This window comes from Pseudomonas sp. PDM31, assembly GCF_019218965.1.
In the GTDB taxonomy this organism is placed as follows: domain Bacteria; phylum Pseudomonadota; class Gammaproteobacteria; order Pseudomonadales; family Pseudomonadaceae; genus Aquipseudomonas.
The window spans coordinates 148,012-167,105 of sequence record NZ_JAHUWS010000012.1; the positions used below are offsets into that span (position 1 = coordinate 148,012).

At 56.0% G+C, this 19,094-nt stretch carries 17 protein-coding genes and 1 tRNA gene; 17 read left to right on the forward strand and 1 reads right to left on the reverse strand.

Annotated features, from left to right (window positions below; genetic code table 11):
* Positions 1–18 precede the first annotated feature (18 nt).
* The 14 genes from KW839_RS22365 to KW839_RS22430 all read left to right on the forward strand — a co-directional run bounded on the left by KW839_RS22365 (position 19) and on the right by KW839_RS22430 (position 14,257).
* Positions 19–94: transfer RNA gene (locus tag KW839_RS22365), tRNA-Thr, on the forward strand.
* Between the two features lie 160 nt (positions 95–254).
* Entirely contained in the window at positions 255–1,568 is a 1,314-nt protein-coding gene (locus tag KW839_RS22370) for an integrase arm-type DNA-binding domain-containing protein (protein ID WP_218425532.1), read from the forward strand.
* A 71-nt stretch (positions 1,569–1,639) separates the two neighbouring features.
* Positions 1,640–2,065, forward strand: a complete 426-nt coding sequence (locus KW839_RS22375; protein WP_218425533.1) for a hypothetical protein — start codon at positions 1,640–1,642, stop codon at positions 2,063–2,065.
* A 79-nt stretch (positions 2,066–2,144) separates the two neighbouring features.
* Positions 2,145–2,417 (forward strand): AlpA family transcriptional regulator, encoded by a 273-nt coding sequence (locus tag KW839_RS22380; RefSeq protein ID WP_218425534.1) that lies wholly within the window; start codon positions 2,145–2,147, stop codon positions 2,415–2,417.
* Between the two features lie 68 nt (positions 2,418–2,485).
* Positions 2,486–2,866 (forward strand): hypothetical protein, encoded by a 381-nt coding sequence (locus KW839_RS22385; protein WP_218425535.1) that lies wholly within the window; start codon positions 2,486–2,488, stop codon positions 2,864–2,866.
* Positions 2,867–2,876: 10 nt separating this feature from the next.
* Positions 2,877–3,764, forward strand: coding sequence for a toprim domain-containing protein (locus KW839_RS22390; RefSeq protein ID WP_218425536.1), 888 nt, complete (start codon positions 2,877–2,879; stop codon positions 3,762–3,764).
* On the forward strand, positions 3,761–5,608 hold the full coding sequence (locus KW839_RS22395; RefSeq protein ID WP_218425537.1) for a DUF927 domain-containing protein: 1,848 nt from the start codon (positions 3,761–3,763) through the stop codon (positions 5,606–5,608). The genes KW839_RS22390 and KW839_RS22395 overlap by 4 nt, the downstream gene beginning before the upstream one ends.
* A gap of 498 nt (positions 5,609–6,106) precedes the next feature.
* On the forward strand, positions 6,107–6,652 hold the full coding sequence (locus tag KW839_RS22400; RefSeq protein WP_218425538.1) for a hypothetical protein: 546 nt from the start codon (positions 6,107–6,109) through the stop codon (positions 6,650–6,652).
* Positions 6,653–7,003: 351 nt separating this feature from the next.
* Complete coding sequence (locus KW839_RS22405; protein ID WP_218425539.1) at positions 7,004–7,342, forward strand: hypothetical protein; 339 nt, start codon at positions 7,004–7,006, stop codon at positions 7,340–7,342.
* A 957-nt stretch (positions 7,343–8,299) separates the two neighbouring features.
* The gene (locus KW839_RS22410) at positions 8,300–9,151 is read left to right on the forward strand and encodes a hypothetical protein (protein ID WP_218425540.1); all 852 of its coding nucleotides are present in this window, start codon (positions 8,300–8,302) and stop codon (positions 9,149–9,151) included.
* Positions 9,130–9,765 (forward strand): hypothetical protein, encoded by a 636-nt coding sequence (locus KW839_RS22415; RefSeq protein ID WP_218425541.1) that lies wholly within the window; start codon positions 9,130–9,132, stop codon positions 9,763–9,765. The genes KW839_RS22410 and KW839_RS22415 overlap by 22 nt, the downstream gene beginning before the upstream one ends.
* A gap of 184 nt (positions 9,766–9,949) precedes the next feature.
* Positions 9,950–10,483, forward strand: a complete 534-nt coding sequence (locus KW839_RS22420; protein WP_218425542.1) for a hypothetical protein — start codon at positions 9,950–9,952, stop codon at positions 10,481–10,483.
* Between the two features lie 481 nt (positions 10,484–10,964).
* Positions 10,965–13,634 (forward strand): EAL domain-containing protein, encoded by a 2,670-nt coding sequence (locus KW839_RS22425; protein WP_218425543.1) that lies wholly within the window; start codon positions 10,965–10,967, stop codon positions 13,632–13,634.
* Positions 13,635–13,951: 317 nt separating this feature from the next.
* Positions 13,952–14,257 carry a DUF6388 family protein gene (locus tag KW839_RS22430; protein WP_060541206.1) on the forward strand — a complete coding sequence of 102 codons (306 nt, stop codon included), beginning with the start codon at positions 13,952–13,954 and terminating at the stop codon, positions 14,255–14,257.
* Between the two features lie 122 nt (positions 14,258–14,379).
* Here the strand turns inward: KW839_RS22430 and nadC are convergent, their stop codons facing one another.
* Positions 14,380–15,228 carry a carboxylating nicotinate-nucleotide diphosphorylase gene (nadC, locus tag KW839_RS22435; protein WP_060541207.1) on the reverse strand — a complete coding sequence of 283 codons (849 nt, stop codon included), beginning with the start codon at positions 15,226–15,228 and terminating at the stop codon, positions 14,380–14,382.
* Between the two features lie 237 nt (positions 15,229–15,465).
* On the opposite strand from nadC, the gene ampD reads away from it, so the two are divergent.
* The 3 genes from ampD to KW839_RS28175 all read left to right on the forward strand — a co-directional run bounded on the left by ampD (position 15,466) and on the right by KW839_RS28175 (position 19,063).
* Entirely contained in the window at positions 15,466–16,026 is a 561-nt protein-coding gene (gene ampD, locus KW839_RS22440; protein WP_060541208.1) for a 1,6-anhydro-N-acetylmuramyl-L-alanine amidase AmpD, read from the forward strand.
* Entirely contained in the window at positions 16,023–16,859 is an 837-nt protein-coding gene (ampE, locus tag KW839_RS22445) for a regulatory signaling modulator protein AmpE (protein WP_218425544.1), read from the forward strand. The genes ampD and ampE overlap by 4 nt, the downstream gene beginning before the upstream one ends.
* Before the next feature lie 1,499 nt (positions 16,860–18,358).
* The gene (locus KW839_RS28175) at positions 18,359–19,063 is read left to right on the forward strand and encodes a methyl-accepting chemotaxis protein (RefSeq protein ID WP_371318100.1); all 705 of its coding nucleotides are present in this window, start codon (positions 18,359–18,361) and stop codon (positions 19,061–19,063) included.
* Positions 19,064–19,094 lie beyond the last annotated feature (31 nt).

The following is a 19,094-nucleotide window of genomic DNA, read 5'->3' on the forward strand; positions in this document are numbered from 1 at the left end:
TGCTAGGTTTAGCCCACCGCCCGTGTAGCTCAGCCGGTAGAGCAGCGCACTCGTAACGCGAAGGTCGCAGGTTCGATTCCTGTCTCGGGCACCAAAAACATGCTTTTATATGCTTTCGTATGATGTGGGGCTCCCACGCAAGCCCCGTACAGTGCGGGTTTTTCGTTTGTGGGTGTATATTGATCCATCTGAACGCCGTGCCGTTTTAGGTATACAGCACGGTATACGCTGGTTCGATATGGAGGCATATACCCATGGCCCGCACCGTCACCCCTCTTTCTGACTCCAAATGCGAGGCCGCCAAGCCCGACGCTAAGGATTACCCCCTGTTTGATGGCCGGGGGCTTTACCTGTTAGTGAAGAGCAACGGCACCAAGGTTTGGCGTTTCAAATTCATCCGTCCGGATGGCAGGGCAGGGCTGGCCACTTTCGGTAGATACCCCGCGCTTGCCCTGAAGGCCGCCCGTGACCGTCGTGGAGAGGCCCTTGAACTGCTGGCACACGGGAAAGATCCCATCGAGCACGCCAAGAAAGTCAAGCTAGATGTGGTCAACTCGCGGGCAAACACCTTCAAGGCGGTGGCCTTGGAGTGGCACGCCGCTTGTTCGCGCAAATGGTCTATCGGCCATGCCGCTACCGTACTACGCCGCCTCGAAAGCCACCTATTTCCCACCCTCGGAGCTACGCCGATAGCTGAATTGAAAGCTCGTGACCTGCTTGTACCACTCAAAGCCGCCGAGAAACGCGACACACTGGAAACCGCTAACCGCCTACGGCAATACCAAGATGGAATCCTGCGTTACGCCGTCCAACACGGGCACATGGAAAGCAACCCAGCCCGCGACTTGGTGGGAGCCACGGCCACCGGAAAAACTCGCCAACGACCGGCGCTACCGTTCGATTGCTTGCCCGAACTGCTGCAACGGATTAACAGTTATAGCGGCCGTCCGGTGACTTGCTTGGCGATGAAAATATTGCAGCTGTTGTTCGTTCGCTCCAGTGAGCTGCGTTTTTCCCGCTGGTCTGAGTTTGACCTGAAACGTGGGCTGTGGATGATTCCCGGCGAGCGTGAGCCCATCGAAGGCGTGAAGTATGCTCATCGAGGCGCCAAGATGGGTACGCCCCACTTGGTGCCGTTGAGTCGTCAAGCCATGGTTGCACTGACGCAGCTGCACCAACTTACCGGGCATCTGGAGCTTTTGTTCCCCGGTGATCACTACCACTGGAAACCCATGAGCGAGAATACCGTTAACAAGGCACTGAGCCTGATGGGTTACGACACAAAAACTGAGATATGCGCCCATGGATTCAGAGCCATGGCGTGTTCCGCCTTGACCGAGTCGGGTTTGTGGGAAGAGGGCGCGGTGGAACGGCAGATGAGCCACCAAGAGCGCAACAAGGTGCGCGGCGCCTACACCCACTTAGCCGAGCATCTGCAACAGCGCCGGTTGATGATGCAATGGTGGGCCGACTACCTCGACGCCAATCGGCAACAGCACATTACTCCATATGACTTCGCCCACCCGGGGGCTCCCGGCGACAATGTGGTGTCGATCATGCGCGGCTAGTTCACTCTCGAAGGTATGCCCCAACTGGTGAGCTACTCTACATGGAGGTTCATATGGGGGCATGCCAACTCATGAAAGTAGATAACAAACAGCAGGCACTCAACGAGTTATGCCTGCTCTTCGCTCCGCTGAGTCAACATATTACTCAGCCGTTTCAACCCCTCGCCAAGTCAATTGAGAATGTAGGCAACAGCCTCTATGTCCTTCAACAAGACGCTTTTGAGGTAGAACGGACACTTGACGACTTACCGCTTGATGATTACCTGAAGCTCCCTGAGCTCGTGAAGCAGCAACGCGAACTGAGACAAGCAGGCGGACGCGCGAGAGGGGCGCAACGAAAACAAGAAGCCAAGGAGCAGCGCGAGAAAATTATAGCTAAGTGGCATAGCCTGGAAACAACGCCTGAGCGCTATCGCGTTGGAATTATTGCCGGTACGGAAGGGTATCCTTCAGAGAACACTATAAGGCGAACCTTGCGGGATGTAGGACTCATATAAAAAAGCCGCCACAAGCTTAAGCATGTGACTGTTGTGCCTCCTAACTTTTGGGTGTTCCCACCCACTAGGAGATACACAAATGCACCCGCACTCGCTTCTTGATAATCGTCTGATTCCGCAACCTGCATTCTATGCCGCGCTGGGGACGTCTCGCTCTGGCGGGGATAAACTCAAGCAAAATGACCCAAACTTCCCGAAACCGATCAAATTCGGCAAGAGCCGGCAGGCCGCCGTTTATTACGTAGTGGCGGAGGTTGAAGCGTACCTCGCGGCCAAGATTGCAGAGCGCGACGCTCGATACAAAAAAAGTGCGGAATCCCACCCCTGCTCGCCTCCTCAACAACCGCTGTAATCGCCCATTACGACCCAACCTGCAATCCAGCGTTTGCCGGGGGAGCGCGCCCCCATGGGAGTTTCGACATGCATTCCATTCAAGCCTCAACCCTCAAGCTTGTATATTTCTCACTCATTGAATCCTTCGGCCCCCCAAAGCCCCTGCCACTCTTTATGGTTCTCAACACCCTTGAATCTCACGGCAACGACTTTGACCGAAAGCACGAGGGCTTGAAGCTGCTCTACCAAGCCCTTTGCCGAACTGCCGAGATACAGGTGCAGAACGCAAACGATGAGCGGCTGTGTCATGCGTTCGTCGATAGCCTCAACGCGGAGTACGCGCCAAGCGACCCTTACCACAAAGCCACCAAAGCCCAGCCCCTGCTCGGCGCGCCCCTAAAAGCTGCCCTGGATCTGATTGAGCGGATAAGAGGCGGCCACATCGTTCTTGACCCTGTGCGGGCGTAGGAGCTGAGCCATGGAACCTAACCAAGCGTTTGCTGATGTTCTCCAAGCTGCCTACGGATCATTGGATTTTATCCCCATCGCTGATGGCGGCCTGCACCGCTTCCATGTTCCCGGCGACCGACAGGGAAGCAAAAATGGCGCCTATCAGCTTTTCCCTGACGGCATCCCCTCGGGTTGGTACGGCACCTGGAAAGATGGCGGCAATTGGCACAACTGGAACAGCTGTCAGCCGGCCAACCCACTGGAAGCAGAGCAGTGGCGCCAGCGCACTGAGCGGGCCAGGCTCCAGCGTGAAATAGAGCTTAAAAAAAGCCATCAAGAGGCCACCGAAACTGCCCTGCGACTTTGGCGTAATGCTTGTCCCTCTGATCCCAATCACCCCTACCTAGTCGCCAAGGGATGCCAGCCGCATGGCCTGCGCCAACTCGGGCACATGTTGCTAGTGCCGCTGTACCACCAAGGGCAATTGGTCAATCTGCAGTGCATCTTCCCGGGCGGTCGTAAGCGATTCCTTGAGGGCGGCATGACCAAGGGTTGCTATTCGCCCCTCGGCATTATTGAACCAGGGCAACCAGTATACGTCTGCGAAGGCTGGGCGACCGGCGCCACTATCCACGAGGAAACTGGCGCCGCTGTGGCCTGTGCCATGACTGCCGGCAACCTGCTGGCCGTGGGCGAGTACCTGCGCCGTCGCTACCCCGAGGCCGTGCTGATTTTTGGCGCTGACGATGACCGACAAAACCCCAATAACCCTGGACGCACCTACGCCATCAAGGCAGCCGCCGCGCTGGGTTGCGGGCTAGTGTTGCCGCCCTGGTCGGGGACGGAACCCCTGAGTTGTTCAGATTTCAACGACCTGCGGCAGTATCTGGCGCAGCAAAGGAAGCCGCAGTCATGACACTTAACCATTCACCCAATGAAAAACATGAGGGAACCGAGGGAACCACCAGTAAACACGGGGCTTTCAGCGGTTCCCTCGCCGAAAAACACGAGGGAACCGAGAGAACCGCGCTGGTGCCGGAAGCCCAACTCCCGGAGATAAGACGCCCCTGCTTTGGGGTGTATGCCCGGAAAACCAGAATCAGCGATGAAAAAGAGTTGCACCCCGGCGTGTACTTTCACGGCCTGCGCCAGAGTAAAAGCTCAGCAGAGGCAACGCCGTTCGATCAATGGATCTGTTCGCCCCTCTACGTGGAGGGCATCACCTCAAGTGGCGGAGCCGACTTTGGGCGCCTACTGCACTTTATCAATACCTTGGGACGTTGGTGTCGATGGGCGATGCCCATGCACTTGCTCAAGGGTAGTGGCGAGGACATGCGCGGCGAGTTACTGAACATGGGGGTGGAGATCGACCCTGGCGCCTTCAAGTTGTTGAACCACTACCTTCAGAGCCAACACCCCAAGCGTGAGGTTATCGCCGCCACCGCCACCGGCTGGCATTCGCCTGATCTGTTCATCATGCCCCAACGGAATATTGGTAAAGGAGATGCGATCTATCAGAACGAGTCGGCGAGACTGGATGATTTTCGCCAGGCTGGAACCCTGGAGGGTTGGAAAACCGGGATTGGCGCACGTTGTACCGGCAACCCCCTGTTGATGTTGGGCGTCTGTGCCGCCTTTGCCGGGCCTTTGTTGTATCACCTGCAACGCCAGGGCGGCGGTTTTCATATAGTGGGTGATAGTTCCATTGGTAAAACCGCCATTGTTAAGGCCGGGGCGTCAGTCTGGGGGCATGGTGAGCAGTTCATGCGCACTTGGCGTGCCACCAGTAATGGCCTGGAGGGGGTTGCCGCACTGCATAACGACACACTGCTGGCGCTGGACGAGATCGGCGAGGCCGACCCCCGTGAGATCGGGGCGGTTGTTTACGGGCTGGCTAATGGCGCCGGAAAGTCCAGGGCCAATCGCAGCGGAGCCGCACGATCCACCCGTCGCTGGCGAGAAATTTTGCTTTCATCGGGCGAGTTGGGACTCTCCGATTACATGACCGAAGGCGGTAAGCGCAGCCGGGCCGGGCAGGAAATCCGCCTCATGGATATTCCGGCTCACCGCACCTTCGGCGCCTGGGATTATCTGCATGGACTGCCAAGCGGCCAGCAATTCACCGACGCCATCCTGCGCACCAGCACGACCCACTATGGCCATGCCGGGCCAGCCTTTATCGAGTATCTGCTAAAGAGTGGCGAAGCCGACAATCTACCCGCTGCACTGGAGATGCTGTGCAAGCAATACTCCACTGACACCGGGCAGGAGAATCGAGCGGCTGAGCGCTTCGCTCTCCTTGCCCTTGCGGGTGAATTGGCGATCAAGTGGGGATTGCTGCCAGCTACCGAGGGCGCTGCTCGTGACGCCATGCTGGAACTATTCGATGTCTGGCGCAGCAATCGAGGGCAAGGCCAGGGTGAGGACGCGAGAATTCTTGCCAACCTAAGCAATTTCATCTCCCGGCACGGCGAATCGATGTTTTCATCCGTAGTGGAGAACCCCGAAAATTTCAGCGTCAAAGACCGCGCCGGCTGGTGGAAGAATGAATCGGTCGGCCACGAGCAGCGACGGGTTTGGCTGTTCACCTCGGAAGGCCTGAGCCGGGCGTCACCGGGCTACAAGCTTGACCGCATATTGGACGCCGTCGAGGCGGCAGGCTGGATCACTGAGTGCAACCCTAGAAAACGCTCGAAGAAGGTGAGAGTGGACGGGAGGACCCCAGGGCTGTACCACCTGTCACCGCCTGATGAGGCCTGAAATGGGATGGCTACTAGACCTGGTCGAACGCCTGACCGTTGAATTGGTTCCCCCGGTTCCCTCATCGAAAAGCAAGAGGGAACCGCCGCAACCCGCGCAGGCGGTGGCGATTCCCCCGGTTCTCCCGGTTCCCCCGGAAAAATACAAAGCTAAGAACACAGATCGGCCTGCCGTCACCAATCCACCGGCAGCGGGGCAAGTCTGGCTGGCCGCCGTCGCTGCCCTGCTGGAGTGCGAGCCGGCGTATCTGCTGGAACAAGACTTCATAGATCACCACGACCTGGTCGAACAGTGCGGAATGCCTCCGCGCTACGCTGCCCGACTGATCCTAAGTCATCCGGAATGGCCGCATCACCAATTAGGCGGTTTGGCAGTTGCGGGAAACTTGTGGAATGAATCATCTTGTGGACCTCATGTTGATTCACATCAAGTCCCCCCGACATCTGCACGGATATAATTGTGGCCCCTTAAATCAAGGACTTTCCTGGGAGATATTCCATGGGCATCTTTAGACTTCTGGCTACATGCCTGGCCCTGCTGCCTCTCCTTTCCTTCGGCGACACAAGCTCAGTGGAAGCACCTGCCGACCAGGTGCAGTTCACTACCGTCATCGTTAAATATGTCGATATCTACCGAGAAGCACCCAATGAGCTGAAAAAATCCACGGCGGCGCGCAAACGCTTGGATGAGCTCGGGACGATCAAGGCAGATCCCCGCAACCTGAAAGGCTGGATCGGTTACATTAAAAATCTCGGCACTACCAGTGATGGCGATGCATATTTAGAAATCGTCGGCCTCATCGATAGCATGACCTTCGGAACTTGGAATAACTCCTTTTCCGACTTGCAGGATAAAACTCTCATCAAAAACGGTACGCCGCTCTACGATGCGCTTTCGGAGATGCAAGAAGGTGACGTGGTCAAGTTCTCTGGCTCTCTCTTGAAACCGAAGAACATGACTGAGGAGGGCAAGATGACCAGCCCAGAGTTCCTTTTTCACTTCAAGACAGTAGAGAAACTAGGCTCCAAGCTCCCGAAGAAATAGTGGAATTTCACCTCAACGACCTGGCTTTGGCTAGCGTTACCTATTCCCATTTTACAAAGGGTTTCCACTACGCTAGCAGCGGCACGCAAGGGAATTTTTTTGCGGCTGTTGCGGGGCTATCACATGGCCGGTTTACGACTGAAGTGATTGAGGAGTTCGACGCCTAACGCGACTGACTGGCTGACGATCGGCCTTGTCTGATGGCATTTGAGGGCAGCAGCGATGCCCGGGAAGTAGCTCAGGACGACTTTAATTGGCAGCGCCACGAAGGCACAGAAGTGCGGGAAACACTATACGAAAAACTCAGAACGTATTTCGGCAGCGTCGTGAAAAATCGAGAGGAAAAAGATAATGACCCCTAACGAGACTAAGCCGCTCGAATTTTATTGGTGGGAGGTTTTCGGCCTTTTTTGCCTAGGGTTCGATACGTTTGCCTTCTGCTTTAAGTTCGATCCCGATTTATGGTTGGCGCTGGGTTCCGATTCGTTTGCCTTCTACTTAAAGTCCTATCCCTATTTTTTGCTGTGGGCGCTGGGGATCAATGGTCTGCTGTGCTGGGGCGTATTTCGCTTCAACAAATGGGCGTTTTTGATTCTGACCGTATGTCACCCGTTTTTCTGGATAGTCAATATTCCTTACCTCAAAAACCGCTGGCGCCATCCGCAAGTCAACGGCGAACGCCAATATTGAGTGAGTGACCTCCGGACAACCGCAAGAAAAGCGCTCGATTCGATTTCTCTCTGCCCAAATCGCGATCTAGGCCGATCCCGCCCCATGCTAGTAGTAGCACGTCAACGACGTAAAACAACGGCACCCATCCCCCCCGGGTAAAGGTTCTGTAATGGCAAAAGTCCATCGCGGGTAATTCGAGGCCCGGTGATCTCGAACTTCATTGCTGGCAAAATGTTAGCGCGCAAGTATTGTACGTCTCCCGGTATCCAATACGTGAATAGAAACCTAGGGCAATCCACCCGTTTACCGTATTGATTCTTGGTCGAGTTCGGTGCGAGAGTGGCGTCGATGATGGTGCCTTGGCGCAGCGGTGACTGGGGCACTACTATCTAAACCCAATCAGGGCGTCTTCTTGAGGCAATCTTTAGGTGCTCAAATAGATATGTCTAAGCTCAACGACTTCAAGCAGCAAATTTACTCCTGTGAATGCAATTGCTGCAGGGCTGTTGTGTGGCTTGTAGAGGATTGTCGAGCGAAGCTTCAGTTTGCACCTTCCCGAGCAGGTCGACTTTGCGAGCTTGCGGTTGTGGCCGCATCCGGCGCGGAAGGCATTGCGGAAAGCGAGGTAGTCCGCAAAAGAAGGGCATATGCTGGGCATCTAGGCATTGAGCTTTCTGGCAAAACCAGTAATGCCGAAACGCCTGCTCACATCCACTGGGCACTTGAAAATTCCAACCACGATTCAGGCGCTTCAAATCCTGTCAACATTGGTCAGGCTCGGGCCACATATTCGGCGGGCCGCTACTTTCTTAGGTAAGGCATGCTTTTCCTAACAGGTGAGCACTGTCTGTCCACGCATTGCTTATGCCCCGTTGAACGGCTTGAGAAGGACTACACTCAAGGCCTTCGAGGCTCAGCATCGACGATCACGTCGAGACACAATTTCAAGCAGCACCTCACCACTGGCAGCGGCTTATGAAACTCATACTCTCGCGCAAAGGTTTCGACTCCTCCGCCGGAGGTGTCCCCAGCCCGCTCGTGCAGGGGCGACCAATCTCGCTCCCCATTCCCACACACATGCCGACGCCCATCACCTTCGGCGACCTGACCGAACCGACCCCGACCCTCATCGAGCAACTCACTCGAGGCAACCACACCAGAGCAACGCCATGCCACCTCGATCCAGATCTTGACTCCAGCGTGCGCCCTCGCGCGCCCGGATGGCGCGGCGCGCTCGGTCAGCTTGCCGCCGCTCAGAGTCATCTCGCCGGGCAAGGTGTCGGCGTCGGTGATTTGTTCCTCTTCTGGGGGCTGTTCCGGCCGGTGACGCAAATCCAGGGTCGCTGGTCATACGCGGGGCAACGCGAGCATCGCGTATTTGGGTGGCTGCAAATCGGCGAGGTCTTCCCTTTGGGTTTCGATGGAACACACGCGGCTGAGCGCTACCCCTGGCTCGAAGAACACCCGCACACCCGGGCCGGCTGGAAGGAAAACAACACGCTTTACATTGCTGCCGACCATCTGATGCTTGACGGTCGTATAACCGATCGCCCGGGTTTCGGCCTATTCGAGACGGGCTTTCGACTGACCGAGAGTCGTGCGCTGCGTCCGTCCATTTGGTCGTTACCTGACTGGTTGAACCCAACACGCGGCGGAGTCGGCCTGACCTATCACCCCTCGCAGCGCTGGTCGTCGTCCGGGACTCTGGAGGCCGCCGCACGTGGTCAGGAATTCGTCGCAGACATCTCGAATCGTGCCGATGCGCTCGCGTGGCTCGATAAACTCTTTGCGCAGGAGGCAAGTCGATGCGAGTCCACACGTATGTGATCGCCACGGACGCAGGTTCCGCACCAAACTACGATCCGCCAGCCGTGACGCTGGCTGTCTGTAAGCCGCGCATCCGCAAGAAAGCGAAGGTCGGCGACCTCGTGTTCGCATTTGCAGGTTCGGAAGTGAATCCCATCTCCCGCCACAGCGTCGTCTGGGCTGGCATCGTCTCTGAGGTATTGACCTTCCCCGAATACTGGAACGACCGCCGTTTCGCCTCTAAGAAACCTGACCGTACCGACGTCCCGGACAACTTCTATAAGCCTACCGGCAACGGTAACTTCGCTTGGCAGCCCAATCCCGTTCACGGACCTGAGGCCCAGGTTCGCGACACCAGCGGACTGAACGTCCTGGTGTTCGATCATGCTTGGCGCTTCGGCGCTTTTGGTCCACTTCTACCAGAGGACTTTGGTCTGCGCATGATTAACAGCCGGCGCGGGGAGAGGGTTGCCGAGCTCATCGACTCCGTGTGGCAGCGCCTCGAAACCTGGCTGAATGCCCAGCCGCAAGTCTCCGTTGAGGCTGCCAGTAACAGCAAGCCAAGCCGCAGTTATACGACCTGCACGTTGCCGGTTTCATCGAAATCAGCCTCCTCAACACGACGGCGATGCTGACAGTTGGAAAAATCTACAGGGAACTAGGGGGGCGTTATTTCAAGATCATAATATTCCCGTAATCGTTTGAGGCGCGTCAGTTCGAAGCCCTTGAACTGCCCATACAATAATCAGTGAATCGGACGTTAGAGCCCCTAACCTCTTCGGCCTCATCGAGTTAACCATCTGATTTATTGGAGTTTGTATGAAAGCCCCCGCCGTTGTCTCCGTGCTCGCGCTCACTCTTTTTCTGACCGGCTGCGATTCGCCGAAGGAGCTCAAGCAAAGGTTCACATCGACTGTCAGTGAACTGTTTGGCATCAAGCGGCCAGAAAGGCTGGATAACTGGATTTACTTGAGCGACGACGGCATTGTCTCTGTTATGAACCTGAAGGCGGACGGCAAGACGGAAATCGAGTTTGGCTTCTTCTTGAACAAAGTTGATGATTTCACCATGGTGGCCCTCCAATTGAGATCGGCCGAGAAGGCGAGCTGCGGCAAGGGCAATGTTGCATTTGTGAAGCTATCAAATGGACGTCGGTCGCTAGAGCTCAAGGCCATAAACAATGATGGAAGCTGCACCATGTACCTGGAGCAGGAGAGTGAGATTCTGAAGCTGATGGCAGAGAGTAATTTCATCCACATTGAGACCAAAGTGGGCCCTTATGACTTCAACTACATTTTGGCGAACACTGATACAGCCGTAAGCCGCTTCCGGGAATTGGCTGGCAAGAAGTGAGACCACAACCCGCCTTAATACTTCTCTGTTTCAGAAGGGTGTGAGGCAACCCATCCCGCAGGGCAGTGGCCTCAGGATCAAGAGTGCGCTGCGGATGCCTCGTCCCCTCTGACCTGTCGAGTAGGATTGGTACTTTCGTATTTAGGTATACGTTAAGGTATACGTTGGTTGCTATTTAAGTTTGAACCCTCATTTTATTTGGGTTGTAGGTGGGAGCCTCGATTCCTGTCTCGGGCACCATTTTCGATGTCATGGGTTACCCAAACCACAATAAGCGCCAACCCACATTGCCTCCGCGAATCTGCGGCAGAGGCAGGCTAACCACTTGATCTGGTAAATGACCTGCGCTTTTACCGGGAAACTCAGCTCTGGCCTCCAACTCCTGCTAGCCTCAGGCTTTCAGTATATAAAAAGCGAGTGTCTGCTCTGCTCAAGGGCTTGAAGCAGCTCAGCCAACGGTAAAAATGACTGGTAGCAAGTTATGAGCATAAATCGTACCAGTGCGTTGCTTTTGCCAGGTTTGTTGTTGCTCAATCTCATCGTTTGGGCGGGGGCATGGGAGTGGTTGAGTACGACACGTGAGCAATACGAGACGAAAGTCTCCATCCAGGCTGACAACCTGTCGCTACTTCTCTTTTCGGATTTTAACAGCCAGTTCGAGAATATCGATCGCACTTTGACTGCGGTGGCGAGTGAAATCGAGCGTCAATATACGATCGGAGAGCTACGCCCGGAGTTCGTTGAACCGGTGCTCAGGCAGCATCTGTTTGTGCTCTCTTCCATGGTAGGGATGCGGGTGGTGAACGCAGATGGCCAAGTTGTTTTCGGGGCAGAAGGGCGATCACAGAATTTTGCTAGCGATCGTGATTATTTCCAGCGTTTGCGTGATGATCCCGAAGCGGGCATGGTAATAAGCGACCCTATGGTTGGTCGTATAACCCAAACTTGGGATATTATTTTTGCCAGGGCAATTCGTACGCAGCAAGGGGCGTTTGCCGGTATTGTTACCCTCGTGCTGCCGATCAGTACGCTTAATGACCGCTTTGCCAAAATTTCCAGCGGTGCGTCTGACTCGTTCTCCATATTTAATGACAACAGCTGGCGTTTCGTAATCCGCTACCCTTCAGGTGTGGTTACGCCTGGAGAGCCGCTAATTATTCGCAAAGATGCGCCAATGATCGTCGCGCGGCGCACTTCTCGACTTTCAGGAAAATTTGTAAACGTTGCACCGCAAGATGGAGTTCTGCGTTCATACGGATACCGCTGTATGGACAAGTATCCGATTTGCGTTCTCGTAGGCGTAGGGTTGGAGGCTTATCTCGCACCTTGGGTTACTGAGCGGAACCTGATTATTGGCTTCGTTATTCTGTTTGCATTGATTACGGTACTGCTCTGGTGTCTGACTTATCGCGCGTGGGTGAAACAGCTCAATGCCATAAGTGCTGAACAAGAGGCCTATAAAGCCAGGGACGCTGAATATCGATTCAGTCAGACCATTATCGAAGAGTCGCCTATTGCTGTAATGACGCGAGATACTGTTGGCGTTATAACCCTGGCGAATGAAGCCGCAGAAAAACTTCTAGGGTGGCCAGCCAGCGAACTGGTCGGGCAAAGGCTTGAGCGTGTACTTCCTGACATGGCTAAAGAGATGGAATACGTTCGTCAGGAAGTATTCGCAGGCGAAACCATTGTAGATCGCGAGGTCGTTCGCTCTTATCGGGACAGGCAGTGCGATCATTTCAGCGTTACCCAGGCACCGTTGCGTGATGAGCATGGTGTCATCACCGGCTATCTGACGATGGCGATGGATATAACCAAGCGCAAAGAGGCTGAGGCAAAAGCCGAGTTTTTTGCTACGCGGGATGCATTGACCGGTTTACCGAACCGGTCGCTGCTACAGGACCGTTTCGAGCAAGCGATGAATGACAGGGAGGGGCAGCGTCTCAGGCTGGTATTCGTTGCGCTTAAATTGAACAACTTCACAACCATCAACGAATCGCTTGGGCATGCAGCGGGAGATGCAGTGCTGCGTATTGTCGCTAAACGCCTGAGCGGTTGTGTGCATGAATCAGACACTGTAAGTCATCAGGATAGCGATGAGTTTTTCCTGCTTCTCAATGGAGTGGGTGGATTAGCGAAAATACAGAGGCTCTTGCACGATGTTAAACTCCGCTTGGCTGAGGTCATGGACGTTAACCAAGAAGACATATATACCTCGGCGACGATGGGCGTGGCCCGGTTTCCCGAGGATGGTGAAACTTTCGACAAGGTTTTGCGCAATGCCACTGCTGCGATGACTCGTGCTAAAGGCGGTGGCAAAAACTCGATTTGTTTTTTTGATGAGCGACTTGATCACGAAGCGGCCGACTTTATCCGTATGGAGGTCGGATTACGCAAAGCGCTGGAAGTAGGAGAGTTTGAACTGCATTATCAACCCCAGGTTGACCTTCAAAGCGGTCTTGTTTCAGGGGTGGAGGCTTTATTGCGCTGGCGGCATCCTGAAAAAGGCATAATTCTCCCTGAGATGTTTGTTCCGATTGCAGAGCAAAGTGGTCTTATTGTGCCGATCGGCGATTGGGTCGTGCGCGAATGTTGCCGTCAGGGGCAGGAGTGGCGTAGGGCAGGGGTTCCTCCTATACGCATTGCAGTAAACCTTTCGACTGTACAATTCAGTCACGGTGATATCGAAGATACAATTCGCCGCGCCTTGAACGAATATGAGTTCAACCCCTATTACCTTGAACTTGAGCTTACGGAGTCGGTGCTTATTCGTAATACCGAACATGTACTTTCCACGGTGCGACGACTCCAACAGCTTGGCGTGGTGGTATCTGTGGATGATTTTGGCACAGGGTACTCAAGCTTGGCCTATTTAAAGCGCTTCGACATAGATAAGCTGAAGATCGACAAGGTGTTCGTGAAAGACTTATGTCAAAACGTCAATGATCAATCAATCGTACGCGCGATCATTCAGATGGCGCATGCACTTAACCTCCACACAATAGCCGAGGGCGTCGAGGATCAAGCAACGCTGGACTACTTGCAGCAGTTGGGCTGCGACGAGATACAGGGTTACCTGATTGCCAGACCGATGCCGGCAGAACAAGTCGCAGCGTTTATTTGCCAATACCGAGAGGGTTGGAGCCTATGAAAACGGCTCCACGCTCAGTACCGTTCGATTGGAAGCCTGATGGGCAGTGGCCATCAGGCGGTTGAGTGGTCATCGCGCTTCCCCGTGCCTGTCGAACCTCCTGCATACATATTTTTTGCAGATTTGATGTGAAGATGCATATAAATCCTCTGCCAAACGTCCTATATTCGGAGCCTGCCTGAGCTCCGCCCAGCAGTTTTCCAATGATCCAGAATGGTTCTGAAGGCCAGATAAACCGGGCCTAAGCCGGTTTTTGCGTCAAGAGAGATCCTTGAAGATCCAGATCCATCTTCCATTCCCAGATCAGCGAGAACGCCATGACCGTTAAACAGATGACCCAAGAAGCCAGACACGAAGAAGCCCTCAAGAAGTACGTGCTGGATGTGCCCGAATTGAAGGAAGAGATCAAGGACTTGAGTCCGGATGATCAGAAAGACCAGATTCAGTGGGCGTTCGAGGATGAAGCCGAAGCCCAGGGTTTGCAGCCGTGGGAGTTGAGCCTCAAGTACACCTCGAGTCCGGAGGAGTTCGAGGCTGCCCGTCTGGCGCTGCACAAAGAGGCGGCCGAAGTCTTGGGTGTCGACTGGGAAGAGTACTGCGAGATGAACAATCTGGTGGTTTGAGCATCGTTGAACTGTAGGAGCGAGCATGCTCGCGATGGACCCGAGAGCGCCACGTTTAACCAGTAAACCCGCGTAATCGTTAACGACCATCGCGAGCACGCTCGCTCCTGCAGCACGAGTGATCAGATACTCAATCGCATCGACAGATCGACCGCCTTCACATCCTTGGTCATCGCGCCGATCGAAATGTAGTCCACCCCGGTCTGTGCAATGGGCAGCAACGTGCTTTCGTTGATCCCGCCACTGGCTTCCAGCTTGGCCTTGCCGGCGTTCAGGCGTACGGCTTCGCGCATGTCATCCAGACTCAACTCGTCGAGCATGATGATGTCGGCGCCAGCCGCCAGTGCTTCTTTGAGCTCACCCAGACTTTCGACTTCAATCTCCACCGGCTTGCCCGGGGCGATCTTGTGCGCGGCAGCAATGGCCTGAGGGATCCCTCCGCAGGCGGCGATATGGTTTTCCTTGATCAGGAAGGCGTCATACAGGCCGATGCGGTGGTTGTGGCAACCACCGCAGGTCACCGCGTACTTTTGCGCCAGACGCAGCCCAGGCAAGGTTTTGCGCGTGTCGAGCAGCTTGACCTGGGTCTGGGCCACGAAGTCCGCCAGGTACTGCGCGCGGGTGGCCACGCCGGAGAGCATTTGCAGGAAGTTGAGCGCGCTGCGCTCACCGGTCAGCAGTGAGCGCGCAGGGCCTTCCAGGTGGAAGAGCACCTGATTGGGGATGACCCGTTCGCCATCGGCTACCTGCCAATGCACCGCCACTCGTGGGTCCAGTTGCCGAAACACCGTATCAACCCAGGCTGTACCGCAGATGACGGCAGCGTCGCGGGTAATGATGGTGGCTTTGGCCAGGCGTTCGGCCGGGATCAACTGTGCGGTGATGTCGCCGCTGCCGATATCCTCGAGCAACGCACGGCGCACGTTGGCTTCGATTTCGACGGTCAGATCGGCGAGACGTAGATTCGGCATAACGGACTCCACAAACAAAGTGGCTCGATTATAGGGCCATGCGATGGGCCAACCCAAGGCGTCGCAGGTATTCCTCTCGATCTGGCAACTGTATTGGCTCCAATCCCGATGATCGACCCTGACCCGGTGGCGTCGGCGATCGATAATCTCCAGCGCTTCAATCGTGGCAAGTGATCGCGCCCGGAGGGTCTATCGCGGCATACTGGGGCCTACACAGTCGACATTGCAGGAACCGGTATGCAGTTGGACCCCGTGAGCGGTTGGTGTCAGGGCGCGCATATATGCCCGTCACCCAACTTCAATGAGCGCCCCTCGGGTGAAATTTCCCTGCTGGTGATCCACAACATCAGCTTGCCGCCAGCGCAGTTTGCCACTGGCAAGGTGCAGGAATTTTTCCAGAATCGTCTGGACGTCACCGAGCACCCCTATTTTGAGGGAATTGCCGACCTGCGGGTGTCGGCGCATTTTCTGATCGAGCGTGACGGCGGCGTCACACAATTTGTTTCCTGCCTGGAGCGTGCGTGGCATGCGGGAATTTCCAGTTTCGAAGGGCGGGAAACCTGTAACGATTTTTCCGTAGGCATCGAGCTTGAAGGCACTGATGATCTGCCGTACACCGACGCGCAGTACGGGGCGTTGACTGCCTTGACCCGGCAACTGCAACACGTCTTCAAGGCAATCACCGCTCAGCGCATCTGCGGGCACAGCGATATTGCACCTGGGCGCAAGACCGATCCAGGGCCGGCGTTTGATTGGGCACGCTACCGTGCCGCCCTGGCACAAGAGGAAGGACAATGAGTTTTCTGGTTTTGCTGTTGGCCGTGTGGATCGAAAAGTTTTCGGCTATGCGCCATCAGGTACAGCGCGACGGCGGTTGGATACGCGAACTGAACAAGCTTGAATCAAACCCGCGCCTTGCACAGCGGCCCTGGCTGGTACTGGCGGTGCTGGTATTGGCGCCCGTGGCGCTGCTGGCTTTGTTGCTGGTGGTGCTGGAGCCGGTGGCCTACGGCTTGCTGGTGCTGCCGATCCACTTGCTGGTGGTGATTTACAGTTTGGGGCGTGGTGATCTTCTGGCGGGACTGGGGCCGTTCCGGGATGCCTGGCGCCGTGAAGATCTGCAGGCGGCAGCCCATGTGGCAGACCGCGACCTGGGTATCTGTGCCGACGATGGCGAGCAACTGCTGGAGCAGGTCCAGGGGCATTTGCTGTGGGAGGCTTACCAGAGCTTTTTCGCAGTGATTTTCTGGTATTTCCTGCTGGGGCCGGTCGCGGCATTGAGCTATCGGCTGCTGGCTCTGGCTGAGGAGCACGGGACGAATCCGGCGGTGGTCGAGCGCGCAGCTCAACTGCGTCATGCGTTTGATTGGGTGCCGGTGCGCCTGCTGGCGGCGAGCCTTGCCCTGGTGGGCAATTTTGTCGCGGTCAGCCGGGTAATGCTCAGTGAGCTGCTGAACTGGAACATCAGCGCCGCGCAGTTGATCGAAAAAGTCGGGCTGGTGGCGGGGGAAATCCCGGCGCCGATAGTCGGGCCAGAGGGCATCCACAACCTCGACCGGATCTGGGAGTTGCTGCTGCGTGCCGCAGTGCTCTGGTATGCGGGGTTTGCGTTGTGGACTGTCCTGCACTGATAACGTGAAAGATCGTCCCTTGGCAGCCCCGGCCATCGGACGATCTTGCCGTTAACCTTAAGTTACAAAACTTCCTGCCGATTTAATATATACAGAGACAGCGCTCAATAGTGGCGATCTGCTGGCGATCTGCGCCTGCCAATAAAAATAATAAATTGAAACGGAGACATCCAGTGAAGAGCTTGCTCTATCCCGCTGTCGCGCTGATGAACCGCCTGAGCTTCGGCATGAAGTTCAGCCTGATCAGCGTGCTGTTCCTGGTGCCGATGCTGGTGACCAACTTTTATCTGGTGCGCGACTCTTATCGCGAATTCCAGGGCACGCGGGTCGAACTGCAGAGCCTCGATCTGTTGGGCAGCAGCCTGACGCTACGCCGCGATCTGGAAACCCTGAACAATCTGGTGCAAATCAATGTCATCCTTGGCCAGTCCGGCAAAGGCGGCAATGTCGAATCGAAAATCAGCCCCCTGGAACAAAAAATTCTGGCCCGTCTGCAAGGTCTGGCGGCGACGACCACCGACCCGGAGCAGATCGCGGCGTTCGATGGCAAGCGCGATGAAATGATCGCCGCATTCAAGGCCCAGCAAACAGAAAGCTCCCTGCAAAGCAAAAGTGCGCTCATCGGCAAACTGGTAGGCAGCGCGCAGATTTTCAGCCAGGTCATCACCAGCCAGGCCGGCCTGAGTCGCGACAACCAGAGCGATATGCGCCAGATGAGCGAACTGGTTACCCTGGTCACCCCTCGTGTCACCCAGATGATCGGCGAAGGCCGGGCGATGGGGTCTTATTCGATGGGACAGGGTTTCCTCAACTCGGCATCGAGTACCCGATTCGATGAATTGCTGGCGCAAATAGAAAAGCTTCAGGCTGAGTACGGCCTGAAGTTGCAGGACTCCCTTGGCTCCAGCGCCGCCGCGCGCGATGCGTTGGCCGCTCAGGCCGAAAGCAGCCGGGCGTCCTTGAAAAAGGCCAGCGAGCTGTTCGAGGAGCAGGTGGTGATGGCTGACACCCTGGATGCGCCTTGGCAGGGGTTTTATGATCAGGCCAGTGCCCTGATGGACCAGACCTACCAACTCAATGAAGCAGTGCTGAAGTTTCTCGGTCCTCAGCTGCAACAACGGCTGGATCAGAACCGTACGCACATGATTCTGCAAGCCGTGGCGCTGTCCGTCGTCTTCGTGCTGATCTTTTATCTCTACGGTGGCTTCTATGCTTCGACCCGGACCACGCTCAAGCGTCTGGGGGCAGTGATGGACAAGGTGGCTGCGGGCGACATGACCGCAACCTTCAGCGCCGACAGCCGGGACGAGCTGGGTGAGTTGGGCGAGGTGTTCAACGGCACCGTGAAGAAAATCCATGACCTGATCGAACGGGTAGGGCAGACCGTCACAGAAGTCGAGCGCCAGGCCGGACAAGTAGAAAATGTCTCGGCCCAGAGCAACCAGGCCGTCGCCGGCCAGCGCACGCAGATCGAGCAAGTGGCGACTGCCATGAACCAGATGTCGGCCACTTCCCTGGAGGTGGCGCGCAGTGCCGCCGCTGCGGTGAGCAGTGCCCACAGCGTCAACGACGAAACCATCAGTGGCCGTGGCCTGGTGCAATCCCAGCAGGGCAGCATTGCCGCCCTGGCCAGCGAAATCGATCAATCGGTGCAGGTGATCAATCAACTGGCCAGTGACAGCCAGTCGATCAGCCGCGTGCTGGAAGTGATCAAGAGCATCGCCGAGCAGACCAACCTGCTGGCGCTCAACGCCGCGATTGAAGCCGCCAGGGCCGGTGAGCAGGGCCGTGGTTTCGCGGTGGTGGCGGACGAGGTCCGGACCCTGGCCAAGCGCACTCAGCAGTCGACCGAAGAAATCGAGCAGATGATCGTCAAGCTCCACAGCGGTGTCGGCGCGGCAGTGAAGGCCATGGGCATCAGTCATGAGATGGCCAGTGGTACGGTCGGGCAGTCGGAAAAGGTCCAGCGAGCGCTGGAAAACATTCTCGGTGCGGTCGGCATGATCGTTGACCAGAACCAGCAAATCGCCGCTGCGGTGGAGCAGCAGACTGCCGTGGCTCACGACATCGACCAGAACATTGTCGAAATCAACCGGGCCGGCGAGCGAACCGCCGAAGGTGCACACCACACCGAGGACGCCAGCCGTGCATTGTCGGCTCAAGTGGTGGAGTTGAAGCAATTGATCAGTGCGTTCCGGGTCTGAAGCACACCCTTGTTCACAAGGTTTTTTTGTC

Excerpts from the sequence above, each read along its gene's own strand:
- KW839_RS22370 (WP_218425532.1), top strand. The coding sequence starts at position 255 with ATGGCCCGCACCGTCACCCCTCTTTCTGACTCCAAATGCGAGGCCGCC.
- KW839_RS22375 (WP_218425533.1), top strand. The coding sequence starts at position 1,640 with ATGAAAGTAGATAACAAACAGCAGGCACTCAACGAGTTATGCCTGCTC.
- KW839_RS22380 (WP_218425534.1), top strand. The coding sequence starts at position 2,145 with ATGCACCCGCACTCGCTTCTTGATAATCGTCTGATTCCGCAACCTGCA.
- KW839_RS22385 (WP_218425535.1), top strand. The coding sequence starts at position 2,486 with ATGCATTCCATTCAAGCCTCAACCCTCAAGCTTGTATATTTCTCACTC.
- KW839_RS22390 (WP_218425536.1), top strand. The coding sequence starts at position 2,877 with ATGGAACCTAACCAAGCGTTTGCTGATGTTCTCCAAGCTGCCTACGGA.
- KW839_RS22395 (WP_218425537.1), top strand. The coding sequence starts at position 3,761 with ATGACACTTAACCATTCACCCAATGAAAAACATGAGGGAACCGAGGGA.
- KW839_RS22400 (WP_218425538.1), top strand. The coding sequence starts at position 6,107 with ATGGGCATCTTTAGACTTCTGGCTACATGCCTGGCCCTGCTGCCTCTC.
- KW839_RS22405 (WP_218425539.1), top strand. The coding sequence starts at position 7,004 with ATGACCCCTAACGAGACTAAGCCGCTCGAATTTTATTGGTGGGAGGTT.
- KW839_RS22410 (WP_218425540.1), top strand. The coding sequence starts at position 8,300 with ATGAAACTCATACTCTCGCGCAAAGGTTTCGACTCCTCCGCCGGAGGT.
- KW839_RS22415 (WP_218425541.1), top strand. The coding sequence starts at position 9,130 with ATGCGAGTCCACACGTATGTGATCGCCACGGACGCAGGTTCCGCACCA.
- KW839_RS22420 (WP_218425542.1), top strand. The coding sequence starts at position 9,950 with ATGAAAGCCCCCGCCGTTGTCTCCGTGCTCGCGCTCACTCTTTTTCTG.
- KW839_RS22425 (WP_218425543.1), top strand. The coding sequence starts at position 10,965 with ATGAGCATAAATCGTACCAGTGCGTTGCTTTTGCCAGGTTTGTTGTTG.
- KW839_RS22430 (WP_060541206.1), top strand. The coding sequence starts at position 13,952 with ATGACCGTTAAACAGATGACCCAAGAAGCCAGACACGAAGAAGCCCTC.
- nadC (WP_060541207.1), bottom strand. The coding sequence starts at position 15,228 with ATGCCGAATCTACGTCTCGCCGATCTGACCGTCGAAATCGAAGCCAAC.
- ampD (WP_060541208.1), top strand. The coding sequence starts at position 15,466 with ATGCAGTTGGACCCCGTGAGCGGTTGGTGTCAGGGCGCGCATATATGC.
- ampE (WP_218425544.1), top strand. The coding sequence starts at position 16,023 with ATGAGTTTTCTGGTTTTGCTGTTGGCCGTGTGGATCGAAAAGTTTTCG.
- KW839_RS28175 (WP_371318100.1), top strand. The coding sequence starts at position 18,359 with ATGTCGGCCACTTCCCTGGAGGTGGCGCGCAGTGCCGCCGCTGCGGTG.